Genomic DNA, 12,809 nt, shown 5'->3' on the forward strand with positions numbered 1-12,809 from the left:
CGCCCATGCTGCCTGACATCGTCACCTTCTGGCATGGATCGATGGACGCGCTGCGCCGGACCTGTCTGCGCTCGCAGCTGGCCGCCGGGCACAAGGTCACCGTCTACAGTTTCGATCCAATTCCCGGCCTGCCGGATGGCATCGGCAACGCCGAGGCCGAGGCCGTGCTGCCGCATTCGTTCTCGGAGCGGCTGCGCCCGGCCGAGCGCGACGGATCATGGCGCGACTGGACCATCCTGCAGTTCAGCGACTTCTTCCGCATGCGGCTGATGGCGCAGCGCGCCGGGCTCTGGCTCGACGCCGATGTGCTGCTCTTGAAGGGTGTCGAGATCGATCCGGCAAAGCCCTATTTTGCCTGGGAGCGGCCGCGGCAGCTCGGCAACTCCGTGCTGTATCTGCCGCACAACGATCCGATCGTACGCGCATTCGAAGCGCTGATGCAGCAGGACGAGCTCACGCCGGACTGGCTGGCGCTGCGCCACCGCCTGACCTTCGCGATGCGCAAGCTGCGCGGCAAATCCAATCGCCTCTCCGACATCCGCGTCGCGATCTTTGGCCCCGCAGCGCTGACCGCGCTCGCACGCCGCGAAGGCGAGTTACAGCACGCGCTGCCGAAGCGCTCGTTTTATGCGGTGCATGCCGAACCAAGACTGTTCTTCGAGCCGTCGGATGTTTCGCGCTACCTGAACGATCCCGCAATCATCGGCCTGCACATCTCGCCGAAAGGACGCGGCAAGGAGGCGCCGATCCCCGGCAGCCTCTATGCGTGGGCGGCGGAGCGCTTCGGCCAAGCCTGAGCGGATTTGATCTGCCGCAAGGCGAGATCGCGCAGAAGGTTTCAGATAGGCGGCCACTCTTTATCGGAGGTGCGCATGACCACAGAAGCCCAGTACCCCGTCGTTGAATATCTGATCGATCTGTTCAGCAACTGGCTGAAGCATCAGCGCGAGCTCGGCGAACTGCGCGAACTGGACGACGCAAGCTTCAGCCAGATTGCGAGCGACTTGCGGATCAGCCCCGAGGACCTCATGGCGCTGGCGCGCCAGGGTCCGCACAGTGCGGACCAACTGCCCATGCTGCTCGAGGCGCTCGGGATCGATCGGGAGAAGCTGGCCCGCGCCGAGACACTGGTGCTGCGTGACATGGAGCGAGTCTGCAGCCTGTGCGGCCACAAGCGGCAGTGCGACCATGATCTCGCTGCCGGCACCTCCGGTGCGTGCTATCAGCAATACTGTCCGAACGCCCCCACGATCGAAGCGCTGGGTGAGGCTGTACGCCACGGCAGATCACCGTCTTGAAGGTAAATCGATGCTGAATCAGCACGCCGTCTGGCGTCACGCATTGCTGATCCTGCTGGTCGGGATGGCCGCGCTCCTGCTGCTGCGCCTGCATCAGGCCAACGGCGCGGAACAGCCTTCGGATAGCATCACGGCCGGGCATCGGCTGGCGGAAGCTTGGTGCATGGAGTGTCATCTCGTCGGCCCGCTCGCGACGGGCGCGAAGAAAGTCCCGCCGGACTTCGCCGCCGTCGCCAACCGGCCCTCAACCACCGTGCTCTGGCTGAAGGTATTCCTGAAAACGAGTCATCCGACGATGCCTAACATCATCATCGGGCCAGGCGAGGCCGACGATCTCGCGAATTACATCATGAGCCTGAAGCGGGACTAGCGCTCGCCGCAGGATCGACGGTCGTCACGACCGCATCGCGGCGATCGCATCCGCGATCGCGATGGTACGCTTGGCCATCTCGGCATGCAGGCGCTCGACCATGCGGCCGTCGAGCTGGATCGCACCGCGGGCGGCATTCTCCGGCTGCTCGAACGCGGCGATGATCTTGCGGGCCTCGGCGACCTCGGCCTCAGGCGGCGTGAAGATCGCGTTGCACGCATCGATATGGCTCGGATGGATCAGCGTCTTGCCGTCGAAGCCGAGATCGCGGCCCTGCGCGCATTCCTCGGCGAAGCCGTCGATATTGCTGATATCGCCATAGGGACCGTCGAGGATTTCGAGCCCGTGCGCGCGGGTCGCCAGGATGCAATGCGTGATCATCGGGATCATCGCCGCGCGGCCCGGCTTCATCCGGATCCGGGTCTCGCGCGCGATGTCGTTCGGCCCGAACACGAAGCCGGCGAGCCGGATTTCGGAATCCTTCGATGCCGCGGCAAGCTTGTCGGCGTCGAGCACGGCACGCGCGGTCTCGATCATGGCCCAGACCCGGATCGAGACGTCAGCGCCGCGCAGCCGGTCGGCGACAGCTTTCAAATCCTCGACGGTGGAGATCTTGGGAACCAGGATCCCGTCCGGCTGCGCCTTGCCGGCCATACCGATGTCGTCGACCCACCACGGGCTGTCGAGCGCGTTGATACGGATCAGGACCTCGCGCTTGCCAAAACCCTTGGCGGCGACCGCCTTGGCGATCTGCTCGCGGGCCACCGCCTTGGCGTCGGGGGCAACGGAATCCTCGAGGTCGAGGATGATGCCGTCCGCCGCCAGCGTGCGGGCCTTCTCCAGCGCCCGTGCATTCGATCCCGGCATGAACAACAGGCTGCGGCGCGGACGGGTCATCGGCATTCTCCAGGGGGCTCCGGCCCCGCCACTGTCCATTGTTTGGGCATTGGGCGGAACCATCGTTCAATGCTGCCGTATCATCTCAGGCGGCACACCGAAAGTCTTGTTCCCGTCACCAGCATGTGGTTAGCCAGAGGCCATGAAATTCTTTCCGAAGCAGTTGATCGACGGCTACCGGACGTTCGCGACCCAACGGTTGCCGACTGAACAGTCGCGATACCGGGACCTGTCGGAGCGCGGCCAGTTCCCCGAGACCATGGTGATCGGCTGCTGCGATTCCCGCGTCTCGCCGGAAGTGATCTTCGATGCCGGACCCGGCGAATTGTTCGTGGTCCGCAACATCGCCAATCTGGTTCCGGTCTATCAGCCCGACAGCAATGCCCACGGCGTCTCGGCCGCGCTCGAATATGCCGTGACCGTGCTGAAGGTGAAGAACATCGTGGTGCTGGGCCACGCCCAGTGCGGCGGCATCCGCGCCTTCATCGACAAGATCAAGCCGCTGACGCCCGGCGACTTCATCGGCAAATGGATGCAGATGTTCATCAAGCCGGGCGAGATCGTCGAACAGCGCGACCATGAGAGCATGCAGGACTTCGTCACCCGCATCGAGAAGGCCGCGGTATTCCGCTCGCTGGAAAACCTGATGACCTTCCCGTTCGTCCGCGAGCGCGTCGAAAGCGGCGAGATGCAGCTGCATGGCGCCTATTTCGGCGTCGCCGAGGGCTCGCTGTTCGTGCTCGATCGGGTCGCCAAGGAATTCATCAGCGTTGCCGAGGCCGTGAAGGCCGGCGCGTAGCTGCGCGCGATCGGCTACTCATCACCGTGATAGCCGCCCCAGCGATCCGACAGCGCGAGCAGCAGCGCTGAGATCACGAACACCAGGTGCACCGCGACGAGCCAGGTCATCCGCGTCGCGTCGAACGCGGCATCGATGTTCAGGAACGCTTCCAGCACATGGATCGCGGAGATCGCGACGATCGACGCCAGCAGCTTCTGCTTCAGCCCGGCAAAATCGATCTTGGTGATCCAGATCGGCCAGTTCGGATTGCCCGACGTGTCGATGCGCGAGACGAAGTTCTCGTAGCCTGAAAACACCACGATCAGAATGAGGTTGGCGACCAGCGTGACGTCGATCAGCGCCAGCGCATCGAGGATGACTTCCGTCGATTTGTAGCCGGACGCATGCAGGACGAATTCCCAGAGCATGCGCGCGAATTTCAGCAGCAGCACGGCAAGCGCCACCACCAGGCCGACATAGAACGGCGCCATCAGCCAGCGGCTGTTGAACAGCACATATTCGAAGCCGCGCATGATGCGCGGCGTCGGAGGGCTCGATGGGGTGGGAGCCAACTGTTCCGACATGGTTGCGCCCCCCGTTGGTCCCCGTCCTTTAGGCCGCTTTCTGCTTCGCGGTGATCAGCTTGCGGTTGATTAGGACTTCCGCGATCTGGATCGCATTCAGCGCCGCGCCCTTGCGCAGATTGTCCGAGACGCACCAGAACGACAGACCGTTCTCCACGGTCGCATCCTCGCGGATGCGGCTGATATAGGTCGCATCCTCGCCGGCGGCCTCGTAGGGCGTGACGTAGCCGCCCGGCTCGTGCTTGTCGATCACGAGACAGCCCGGCGCGTTGCGCAGGATGTTGCGTGCCTCGTCCGCCGTGATCGGGTTGGCGAACTCGACGTTGACGGCCTCGGAGTGGCTGACGAACACCGGCACGCGCACGCAGGTCGCGGTCAGCTTGATCTTCGGATCGAGGATCTTCTTGGTCTCCGCCATCATCTTCCACTCTTCCTTGGTGAAGCCGTCTTCCATGAAGACGTCGATCTGCGGAATGATGTTGAAGGCGATGCGCTTGGGAAACTTCTTATTGACCAGCTCGTCATTGGTGTAGACGGCCTTGGTCTGCGAGAACAATTCGTCCATCGCATCCTTGCCGGCGCCCGACACCGATTGATAGGTCGCGACCACGACGCGCGTGATCGTCGCCTTGTCGTGCAGCGGCTTCAGGGCGACGACGAGCTGCGCGGTCGAGCAGTTCGGGTTGGCGATGATGTTCTTCTTGGTGAAGCCGGCGGCTGCATCCGCGTTCACCTCTGGCACGATCAGCGGCACGTCCGGGTCCATGCGCCAGGCCGAGGAGTTGTCGATCACGACCGCGCCGGCGGCGCCGATCTTGGGCGACCATTCCTTGGAGACCGAGCCGCCGGCCGACATCAGGCAGATGTCGATGTCGGAGAAGTCATAGTGCTCGAGCGCCTTCACCTTCAGGGTGCGGTCGCCATAGGAGACCTCAATGCCGACGCTGCGGCGCGAGGCCAGCACGACGACCTCGTCGGCGGGGAATTTGCGCTCGTCGAGAATGTTGAGCATTTCGCGCCCGACATTGCCGGTCGCTCCGACCACCGCGACTTTGTAACCCATCGTTCACTCTCCGACGAAAAATGCCCGTTTCCCCGTAACTCAAGGAAAGGGAAGAGGCAGCGCTTCTATGCGAGAAACCCTGTCAAGACAACGTTGCGCAAGCTTTTGAGCGTTTTGATGCGTTTATTTCGGGCCGATCCGGCCGCGCCCCATCATACGAGGAATCCGTCCGCGCTGACGAGCTTCGTCGATGAGGTCTACGCCACGCTCTCCGGGCTGTTCGCCTATGCCGCCGTGCTCGCGCTGTTCGCCGCCCTCGGCAGTTATCTATGGAAGCAACTGCCGGAGGCAACGGCGACGCCGGTCCCCGCCGCCGCAGGCTGGAGCCTGGCTGGCCGGCAGGCGCCTGCCTTCGCCGTGAGCAGGCTCGATCCGCGAGATAAAACAGAGACTTACGAAATCTTCCGGCATCCCGAGGGCGGCCGCAAGGACGTCTTCCGCTGGACCGATGCCAACGGCGCACCGGCGGCCGAGCTGGAAATCTACCGCCCCGGCGGCGAGGCCATGGGATCCGCGGTTGCCGAGATTGCCGGGCGGCTCGACCCGGGCGGCGTCCGCGACCTCGAGGCCGCCGGCATCGTCGACAGCAAGTTCGGCAGCGTCGCCCTGCTGCGTCCGGCGCGGCCGGACGGCAGCCGCGCCTGCCTCGGCTTCCTCAAGCAGGCCGACGCACCTGATTTGCGCATCTCGGGCTGGACCTGCCAGGGCGCCAGCCTGCCGGCCCAGCGCGCTGCGATCATTTGCATGCTGAACCGCCTGACCCTGCTGGCCGCGGGCAACGACCCAAGGCTCGCCGCGCTGTTCGCGCATGCCGAGCTGCGCCGCACCGACTGCGTTACCTCCGGCCCGCCTGCCCTGTCGGCCGACTGGGTGATGGGCAGCGAGAACCCGCTTCTGCGCGGCGCGCTTTGATGGCGAGACCGTGGCAACGTACTGGTTTTCATGAAACTTTTGCGCTTGGACACGCATTATCTCTAATGGTGTGGCGCAATTGACCTAGTGACGGCCTCCCACCATGGCTACAATGTGTTCCGAGTGATTTTGGCTGATGCGCCAGCCCCCAATGGGGGCCGTAATGACGAGGATGCGATGACCTTGAAATTCCCTGCCGCGAACAAGCTCGTGGTGTTGCTTGCCGCGGCTGTCGTCACCGCAACCGCGTTTGGCATGACCGCGGCCAGCGCGCAGCAGACCCCGAGCAAGCGCAAGCAGCAAGAGCAGTATGACCGCGACGGCCGCCGCTATTACGGCGCGCAGGGTCCGAACCGGGTCTATCAGCAGGGGCCGCGCACCCGGGTTTACGTCACCACGCGCTCCTGGCTCGACGCCGGCACCGAAGTGCTGCCCGGCGACCGCAAGTTCAACGACTACGCCTATCCGCCGGATGTCGGCTACCCGTCGTTCGCGCGCGAGAACAACAACCGCCCGATCGATCGCCAGCCGCTCAGCCCGCCGGCCGACCTCGGCGGCTATCCGCGGAATTTCCCGCTGTACTGAATTTCGGCTGATAGCCGATACGAAAATGCCCGGCTCCGGCCGGGCATTTTTGTTTTGGGCTTCGTCATTCCGGGGCGAGCCGTTACGCGTGCAACTTCTGCAATTCCTTCAGGATCGCTTCGCCCATCTGCGCCGTGCTGACGGACGTGGTGCCGGCCGACTTGATGTCGGCGGTGCGCAGGCCGCTGGCGAGCACGGCGGCGATCGCGGCATCGACCTTGTCGGCGAGATCGCCCATGCCGAAGGAATAGCGCAGCGCCATGCCGAACGAGGCGATCATCGCGATCGGATTGGCAAGGCCCTTGCCGGCAATGTCGGGCGCCGAGCCGTGCACAGGCTCGTACAATGCCTTGCGCTCCTTGGTCTTGGCGTCCTCCTTGCCGAGCGAGGCCGACGGCAGCAGGCCGAGCGAGCCCGTGAGCATCGCGGCGATGTCGGACAGCATGTCGCCGAACAGATTGTCGGTCACGATGACGTCGAACTGCTTCGGCGTCTTGACGAGGTTCATGCCGCCGGAATCGGCGAGCTGATGCTCCAGCGTGACGTCCTTGTACTCGCGCGCATGGAGCTGGGTCATGACCTCGTTCCAGAGCACGCCGGACTTCATGACGTTGCGCTTTTCCATCGACGTCACCTTGTTCTTGCGCTTGCGCGCCAGCTCGAAGGCGACGCGGCCGATCCGCTCGATCTCGAAGGTGTCGTAGACCTGGGTGTCGATCGCGCGCTTCTGGCCATTGCCGAGATCGGTGATGGTCTTCGGCTCGCCGAAATAGACGCCGCCGGTGAGCTCGCGCACGATCATGATGTCGAGACCCTCGACCACCTCGCGCTTCAGGCTCGAAGCATCCGCCAGCGCCGGATAGCACACCGCCGGACGCAGGTTGGCGAACAGGCCGAGATCCTTGCGCAGCCGCAGCAGGCCGGCCTCGGGGCGCACCTCGTAGGGCACGCTGTCCCACTTCGGACCGCCGACCGCGCCGAAGATCACGGCGTCGGCCGCATTGGCCTTGGCCATATCGGCTTCCGAGATCGACACCTTGTGCGCGTCATAGGCCGAGCCGCCGACCAGGCCCTGCTCGGTCTCGAATTTCGCGATGCCCTGCGCGTTCAGCCAGTCGATCAGGCGCTGCACCTCGGCCATCACTTCGGGGCCGATGCCGTCGCCGGGGAGAAGCAGCAGTTTATGGGTCGCCATGGTCGTTACCTCGCTCAATCGGGCATGCCCGCCATCATTCCGCGCGAGTGCTAAAACGCCCCGCACCGATTGGCAAGGCACCCCGGACAGGGCCAAAATGACCCGCAAAGAGCCAACCGCGCCCCAAGAGAAGCCAACAAGACGGACCTCATGACCGCAGCCATTATCTACGCCTTCGCCTCGGCCATTTTCCTCGGTGCCGGCGTCGTGCTGGCGCAGCTTGGCCTGCGTACCGTCGAACCGCTGTCGGGCGCAGCGATCAGCGTGCCATCCTTCACCCTGCTATTCCTCATGCTGTCGCCGCTGATCCTGCATGGCGAGCCGATGGTCTGGCGCGGCCTGCCGATCTTCATGGCGATCGGCCTGTTCTTCCCAGCCTCGCTGACGCTCCTCACCTTCGCCTCGAACCGGGCGCTTGGACCTGTCATCACCTCGACATTGGGCAATCTGGCGCCGCTGCTTGCGGTCGCCGCCGCCGTGGTGCTGCTGCACGAGCCGCTCGCACCGCAACAGCTGATCGGGCTCGTGGTCGCGGTGGCCGGTGCCGCGATCATTACCGTGACCCGGCCGCGCGATCTCGGTCATTGGCGCAGCTGGGCCCTGCTGCTGCCGCTTGCCAGCGCGCTGGTGCGCGGCATCGTGCCGCCGATTGCCAAGCTCGGGCTGGCGATCTGGCCGAGCCCGCTATGGGCCTGCCTGGTTGGCTACATCATGTCCTCGCTGGTGTTGCTGACGGTGCAGCGCGTCCGCAAGGGCAGCTTCATGGTGCAGGCGCCGCGTGACGGCCGGTTCTGGTTTGCATTGACCGGAATCAGCAACGGGCTCAGTGCGCTCAGCCTGTTCGCCGCGGTCCGCAACGGCCCGATCACGCTGGTGGCGCCGCTCGCTGCGATCTACCCGCTGGTGACCGTGGCGCTGAGCGCCGTCATGCTCAAGCATGTCGAGATCACCGCGCGGATCGTCGCCGGAACCCTGCTGACCGTGATCGGCGTCGCGCTGGTCCTGATCGCCTGATTGCCCGATCCGCAAGGCAGTGTTGCCGCCCACGGCGCTGGGCAGGACCGGCGCGGCCTGCCACAATGTCGATATTGCCGGAGTGAATTGTGAGAGCCCCCTCCCCAGCCTACCCGCATCCCGCGCGGCTGATCCTGATTTTGTCGCTCGCGCCGACGGTCGGTCTCGGCATCGGCCGCTTCGCCTATTCGCTTGTTCTGCCCGACATGCGCGAGCAGCTGGCTTGGTCGTATTCGGCCGCCGGCTTCATGAACACGATCAATGCCGCCGGCTATCTGGTCGGCGCGCTGTTCGCCTCGCGCCTGATCCGGCGCTTCGGGCTGGCCGCGTCGGTGCGCTGGTCGACGCTGGCCTGCGTGCTCTCGCTGGCGCTGTGCGCCATATCAGGCAATTTCGCGGTGCTGAGCTTCGCCCGCCTGCTGGCCGGCTTCGCCGCCGCGTTCGGCTTCGTCGGCGGCGGCGCGCTCGCAACAACCATCGCGCAATCACGGCCGGAGCGCGCGAATTTCCTGCTCAGCCTGTTCTATGCCGGGCCGGGCGTCGGCATTCTGGCATCCGGCCTGATCGCGCCGTTCGTGTTGCAGGGCTTTGGCGCCGGCTCATGGTGGATCGTGTGGTGGGCGATGACCTTGCTCTCCGCGATCATGATCGTGCCGCTGATGTTGGCGCCACTCCACGCCGATGCGATCGCCGGCGGCATCGTGCGTACCAAATTCGCCATCGCGCCGGTCCTGATCTACCTCACCGCCTACTTCCTGTTCGGCGCCGGCTACATCGCCTACATGACCTTCATGATCGCCTATGTCCGCGACGGCGGCGGTGGCGCAGCCGCACAGAGCGCGTTCTGGAGCCTGATCGGCATCAGCGCGTTCGTGACGCCATGGGTCTGGCGGCGGGTGCTGGCGCTCGACCGCGGCGGGCTCGCGACCACCATCATCCTCGGTGTCAACGCGCTCGGCGCGGCGCTGCCGATCTTCGGCCATTCGCCTCTGCTGCTCGCGATCTCGGCGCTGGTGTTCGGCGTCGCGTTCTTCGCCGTGGTCGGCTCGACCACCGCCTTCGTGCGCCTCAACTACCCACCGGAAGCCTGGCCGACCGCAATCGCGGCGATGACCATCGCCTTCGGCATCGGCCAGACGCTCGGCCCGATCGTAGTCGGCGCCATCACCGACGCGGTCGGCAGCCTGTCGTTTGCACTGAACGTCTCGGCCGCGATGCTGGCGTTGGGGGCGGTGCTGTCGGCGTTTCAGAAGAAATTGGACGTCGGAGGAACTGCGCGTGAGCGTCACCAATGAAGAGACCGGCCGCTTAGTCCGGAAAATCTGGTGGTCATCCTTGGATGAGATCGGGAATCTCGATCTCCAGCGACGGACGTGGCTCGATCCCAACAACAAGAACCCGCACTGGTCGTATGTCGAGTTCGTCTGCTCATATCCTGATACGGATGAATTAGAAGCAGGTCAGAAAAAGGGCTGGCTATCGCCCGCCGAGGCGACAATCCTAATCGAATTCGGCAAGACGCTTGCCGCCCACAAATCTCCAGCTGGAAATGATTACGACAACGCGGCCATCCTCGATGACCCCGCATGGCATGATGTCGTTCGATCTGCACAACAGGCCCTGCAGAAATTGACCAAGCTCCCTCGGCATCGATAGCGCGTGAGGCTTTCAAGGAGCGACATCAGTTCCCACTGAACGAGTTGTAGCCCTGGTCTTCCCAGTAGCCGCCCTTGTAGTCGTTGGTGACTTCCATCGAGAGCACGTATTTCGGGTTCTTGAAGCCGAGCTTGGTCGGCACCCTGATCTTCATCGGGAAGCCGTAGGCGCGCGGCAGGATCTGGTCGGCGAATTTGAACGTCATCTGGGTCTGCGGATGCAGCGCGGTACGCATGTCCAAAGGTGAATTATAGCCGTCCTTGTCGGCGCACTGGAACCAGACATATTTGGCGCGCGTGTCGGCACCGACCAGCTTGAGGAAATCGCGCAGCGGCGTGCCGGTCCAGCTGCCGATCGCGCTCCAGCCTTCGACGCAGATGTGGCGCGTCACCTGCTTCTCCTGCGGCAGCTTGTACAATTCGTCGAGCGTCCACGACTTCTTGTTCTCGACCAGCCCGCGCACCTCGAGCTTCCAGTCCGCGCCTGCGATCTCGGGCGCATCGTCGAGATCGTAATAGGCGTTGAACGGAAACGGCTTGGTGATCATGCTCTCGGGGAAGGTCGGGGCCAGCGCATCCGGATTGAACATCCAGGCCTGCACCGCGTCGTTGAACTTCGAGACCTTCTTCAGCAATTCCTCCGCCGACGACGAATCGACCACGTCGCAGCCGGTCAACAGCGTCAAGGCGCCGAGGCTGGTGCCGGCCGTGATGAAGCGGCGGCGCGTCAGCTCCGGCATCGTCTTCACTGCGTCGCGCACAAGCAGCTTCTTGTCGACGCCGGGGATCAGGAGTTTTCTGAGACGACCCATCACACCCTCCCTCAGCGCCCGATGATCATGGCGCGCAGGCTCTTCGGCACCAGCAGCGCGAGCGCAACATGGATCACCAGGAAGGCGACGATCAGCGCCATGCAGGTGAAGTGGACATAGCGCGCGATGTCGTAGCCGCCGAACAGCGATACCAGCCAATGCAACTGCACCGGCTTCCACATCGACAAGCCGGACAGCACGATGACGACGCCGACGGTAATGATGCCGGCATAGAGCAGCTTCTGCACCGAATTGTACTTGCTGAGATCGTCATGCGAGAGCTTGAAGGTCAGCGCCGCCTTGGTGTCGGCAATCACGCCGCCAGGGGTGATCGGCAGCAGCTTCTTGCGGAAGCGGCCGGTGGCGAAGCCGAGCGCCAGATAGATCAGGCCGTTGACCATCAAAAGCCACATCGCCGCGAAGTGCCAGAGCAGCGCGCCGCCGAGCCAGCCGCCGAGCGTGATGCTGTGCGAGAAGGTGAAGCCGAACAGCGGCGAGGCGTTGTAGATCTGCCAGCCGGACATGATCATCAGGATCATCGCGAACGCGTTGATCCAGTGCACCAGCCGCACCCAGACCGGCTGAATCACCTTCGCGGGCGCCGCGGTCTCTGCCTGGTGGTCACTGACGGCAAGGCTCGTCATGGAATGTCTCTGCTTATGGTCGTTACCGGCTTATACGCCGGGAACCGGCGGTCCGTTACGGGGTCGCGCATCATCAGTTCGATATATGCCAGTTCGCACGGTCACAAAAATGCGAGCCGGAGCGAGGCTCCGGCTCACTGTCTTGCAGGTCGGTCCAGGGACTAAATCGGGCCGCGGGGTGTTACGTCGCCGGCATCAGCACGGTGTCGACCACGTGGATCACGCCGTTCGACTGGTTGACATTGGAGATCGTCACCATCGAGGTGCCGCCCTTGGCATCGACGATCCAGACCTTGCCGTCCTGGTGCTTCACGGTCAGTTCCTCGCCTTCGGCGGTCTTCAGCTTCTTGCCGTCGGTGAGGTCGGAGGCTTCGAGCTTGCCGGGCACCACATGGTAGGTGAGGATCTTGGTCAGCGTCGCCTTGTTCTCGGGCTTGACCAAATTGTCGACGGTTCCGGCCGGCAGCTTGCCGAACGCGGCGTTGGTCGGCGCGAACACCGTGAACGGCCCCTTGCCTTCCAGCGTGCCAACCAGACCGGCGGCCTTCACCGCGGCGACGAGGGTGGTGTGGTCCTTCGAATTGACGGCGTTCTGAATGATGTTCTTCGATGGGAACATCGCGGCACCACCGACCATCACGGTCTTCTCCTCGGCGCGGACCGGCGCCACGACGGTGGCGGTGATCGCGAGCGCGCTGAAGGCGGCGGCGGCAAGATAGGCAATACGCTTCGACATGGTTCGTCTCCCGATGGGCAATCTGGCCGGCTCAGTTTCGCCGGCGATGAAGGGGCAACAACGGCGCGGGTTGGATGGTGTGTGCGTCGTCGTCGACCTGAGCTACGGCAGGTTTTCCGGGCGGTTTCCGGAAATAACTCTTTGTGATTCCTGAAACCGGGCGGGCCGCGCTTCGTACATGCGGCGCTTTACGCAGCGCGCCCACGCATTCCACTCAACGGAATGGACGCGTGCGCTGCCGCGAGCAATTCGCTTGCCGCTAT

General features: G+C 64.1%; 16 protein-coding genes. 9 read left to right on the forward strand and 7 right to left on the reverse strand.

The window, feature by feature from the left end:
- Positions 1-5: 5 nt before the first annotated feature.
- The 3 genes from ACVISU_RS20280 to ACVISU_RS20290 all read left to right on the forward strand — a co-directional run bounded on the left by ACVISU_RS20280 (position 6) and on the right by ACVISU_RS20290 (position 1,668).
- Entirely contained in the window at positions 6-797 is a 792-nt protein-coding gene (locus ACVISU_RS20280) for a hypothetical protein (protein WP_456708086.1), read from the forward strand.
- A gap of 75 nt (positions 798-872) precedes the next feature.
- Complete coding sequence (locus ACVISU_RS20285; RefSeq protein WP_050402529.1) at positions 873-1,298, forward strand: hypothetical protein; 426 nt, start codon at positions 873-875, stop codon at positions 1,296-1,298.
- Positions 1,299-1,308: 10 nt separating this feature from the next.
- Positions 1,309-1,668 carry a c-type cytochrome gene (locus tag ACVISU_RS20290; protein WP_050402528.1) on the forward strand — a complete coding sequence of 120 codons (360 nt, stop codon included), beginning with the start codon at positions 1,309-1,311 and terminating at the stop codon, positions 1,666-1,668.
- Between the two features lie 24 nt (positions 1,669-1,692).
- Here ACVISU_RS20290 and ACVISU_RS20295 read toward each other — a convergent pair whose 3' ends face one another.
- Positions 1,693-2,565, reverse strand: coding sequence for an HpcH/HpaI aldolase/citrate lyase family protein (locus ACVISU_RS20295; RefSeq protein WP_050402545.1), 873 nt, complete (start codon positions 2,563-2,565; stop codon positions 1,693-1,695).
- A gap of 142 nt (positions 2,566-2,707) precedes the next feature.
- Between ACVISU_RS20295 and ACVISU_RS20300 the strand changes: the two genes are divergently transcribed.
- Positions 2,708-3,364 (forward strand): carbonic anhydrase, encoded by a 657-nt coding sequence (locus ACVISU_RS20300; protein ID WP_456708087.1) that lies wholly within the window; start codon positions 2,708-2,710, stop codon positions 3,362-3,364.
- A 14-nt stretch (positions 3,365-3,378) separates the two neighbouring features.
- Here the strand turns inward: ACVISU_RS20300 and ACVISU_RS20305 are convergent, their stop codons facing one another.
- On the reverse strand, positions 3,379-3,930 hold the full coding sequence (locus ACVISU_RS20305) for a TIGR00645 family protein (protein WP_050402526.1): 552 nt from the start codon (positions 3,928-3,930) through the stop codon (positions 3,379-3,381).
- Positions 3,931-3,958: 28 nt separating this feature from the next.
- The gene (locus tag ACVISU_RS20310; RefSeq protein WP_050402525.1) at positions 3,959-4,993 is read right to left on the reverse strand and encodes an aspartate-semialdehyde dehydrogenase; all 1,035 of its coding nucleotides are present in this window, start codon (positions 4,991-4,993) and stop codon (positions 3,959-3,961) included.
- A 117-nt stretch (positions 4,994-5,110) separates the two neighbouring features.
- Here ACVISU_RS20310 and ACVISU_RS20315 point away from each other — a divergent pair, with 117 nt between their 5' ends.
- Together ACVISU_RS20315 and ACVISU_RS20320 are read left to right on the forward strand one after the other, a co-directional pair.
- The gene (locus ACVISU_RS20315) at positions 5,111-5,905 is read left to right on the forward strand and encodes a hypothetical protein (protein ID WP_456710867.1); all 795 of its coding nucleotides are present in this window, start codon (positions 5,111-5,113) and stop codon (positions 5,903-5,905) included.
- Positions 5,906-6,082: 177 nt separating this feature from the next.
- The gene (locus ACVISU_RS20320; protein WP_456708088.1) at positions 6,083-6,490 is read left to right on the forward strand and encodes a hypothetical protein; all 408 of its coding nucleotides are present in this window, start codon (positions 6,083-6,085) and stop codon (positions 6,488-6,490) included.
- Between the two features lie 82 nt (positions 6,491-6,572).
- Here the strand turns inward: ACVISU_RS20320 and leuB are convergent, their stop codons facing one another.
- Positions 6,573-7,685 (reverse strand): 3-isopropylmalate dehydrogenase, encoded by a 1,113-nt coding sequence (gene leuB / locus ACVISU_RS20325; protein ID WP_456708089.1) that lies wholly within the window; start codon positions 7,683-7,685, stop codon positions 6,573-6,575.
- Positions 7,686-7,835: 150 nt separating this feature from the next.
- Between leuB and ACVISU_RS20330 the strand changes: the two genes are divergently transcribed.
- The 3 genes from ACVISU_RS20330 (at position 7,836) to ACVISU_RS20340 (ending at position 10,355) form a co-directional block, all read left to right on the forward strand.
- The gene (locus ACVISU_RS20330) at positions 7,836-8,699 is read left to right on the forward strand and encodes an EamA family transporter (protein ID WP_456708090.1); all 864 of its coding nucleotides are present in this window, start codon (positions 7,836-7,838) and stop codon (positions 8,697-8,699) included.
- Positions 8,700-8,788: 89 nt separating this feature from the next.
- Complete coding sequence (locus ACVISU_RS20335; RefSeq protein ID WP_456708091.1) at positions 8,789-9,994, forward strand: YbfB/YjiJ family MFS transporter; 1,206 nt, start codon at positions 8,789-8,791, stop codon at positions 9,992-9,994.
- The gene (locus ACVISU_RS20340) at positions 9,978-10,355 is read left to right on the forward strand and encodes a hypothetical protein (protein ID WP_157113696.1); all 378 of its coding nucleotides are present in this window, start codon (positions 9,978-9,980) and stop codon (positions 10,353-10,355) included. The genes ACVISU_RS20335 and ACVISU_RS20340 overlap by 17 nt, the downstream gene beginning before the upstream one ends.
- Positions 10,356-10,380: 25 nt before the next feature.
- Here the strand turns inward: ACVISU_RS20340 and ACVISU_RS20345 are convergent, their stop codons facing one another.
- The 3 genes from ACVISU_RS20345 to ACVISU_RS20355 all read right to left on the reverse strand — a co-directional run bounded on the left by ACVISU_RS20345 (position 10,381) and on the right by ACVISU_RS20355 (position 12,546).
- Positions 10,381-11,166, reverse strand: coding sequence for a molybdopterin-binding protein (locus ACVISU_RS20345; protein ID WP_456708092.1), 786 nt, complete (start codon positions 11,164-11,166; stop codon positions 10,381-10,383).
- 11 nt (positions 11,167-11,177) lie between these two features.
- Positions 11,178-11,810, reverse strand: a complete 633-nt coding sequence (locus ACVISU_RS20350; protein WP_050402518.1) for a cytochrome b/b6 domain-containing protein — start codon at positions 11,808-11,810, stop codon at positions 11,178-11,180.
- Between the two features lie 181 nt (positions 11,811-11,991).
- Positions 11,992-12,546: a fasciclin domain-containing protein gene (locus tag ACVISU_RS20355; RefSeq protein WP_456708093.1), complete on the reverse strand. Its 555-nt coding sequence runs from the start codon at positions 12,544-12,546 to the stop codon at positions 11,992-11,994.
- Between the last annotated feature and the right edge of the window lie 263 nt (positions 12,547-12,809).

This window comes from Bradyrhizobium sp. USDA 4452, assembly GCF_054063575.1.

Coding starts and splice junctions, on each gene's coding strand:
- ACVISU_RS20280 (WP_456708086.1), top strand. CDS start 6: ATGCTGCCTGACATCGTCACCTTCTGGCATGGATCGATGGACGCGCTG.
- ACVISU_RS20285 (WP_050402529.1), top strand. CDS start 873: ATGACCACAGAAGCCCAGTACCCCGTCGTTGAATATCTGATCGATCTG.
- ACVISU_RS20290 (WP_050402528.1), top strand. CDS start 1,309: ATGCTGAATCAGCACGCCGTCTGGCGTCACGCATTGCTGATCCTGCTG.
- ACVISU_RS20295 (WP_050402545.1), bottom strand. CDS start 2,565: ATGACCCGTCCGCGCCGCAGCCTGTTGTTCATGCCGGGATCGAATGCA.
- ACVISU_RS20300 (WP_456708087.1), top strand. CDS start 2,708: ATGAAATTCTTTCCGAAGCAGTTGATCGACGGCTACCGGACGTTCGCG.
- ACVISU_RS20305 (WP_050402526.1), bottom strand. CDS start 3,930: ATGTCGGAACAGTTGGCTCCCACCCCATCGAGCCCTCCGACGCCGCGC.
- ACVISU_RS20310 (WP_050402525.1), bottom strand. CDS start 4,993: ATGGGTTACAAAGTCGCGGTGGTCGGAGCGACCGGCAATGTCGGGCGC.
- ACVISU_RS20315 (WP_456710867.1), top strand. CDS start 5,111: ATGCGTTTATTTCGGGCCGATCCGGCCGCGCCCCATCATACGAGGAAT.
- ACVISU_RS20320 (WP_456708088.1), top strand. CDS start 6,083: ATGACCTTGAAATTCCCTGCCGCGAACAAGCTCGTGGTGTTGCTTGCC.
- leuB (WP_456708089.1), bottom strand. CDS start 7,685: ATGGCGACCCATAAACTGCTGCTTCTCCCCGGCGACGGCATCGGCCCC.
- ACVISU_RS20330 (WP_456708090.1), top strand. CDS start 7,836: ATGACCGCAGCCATTATCTACGCCTTCGCCTCGGCCATTTTCCTCGGT.
- ACVISU_RS20345 (WP_456708092.1), bottom strand. CDS start 11,166: ATGGGTCGTCTCAGAAAACTCCTGATCCCCGGCGTCGACAAGAAGCTG.
- ACVISU_RS20350 (WP_050402518.1), bottom strand. CDS start 11,810: ATGACGAGCCTTGCCGTCAGTGACCACCAGGCAGAGACCGCGGCGCCC.
- ACVISU_RS20355 (WP_456708093.1), bottom strand. CDS start 12,546: ATGTCGAAGCGTATTGCCTATCTTGCCGCCGCCGCCTTCAGCGCGCTC.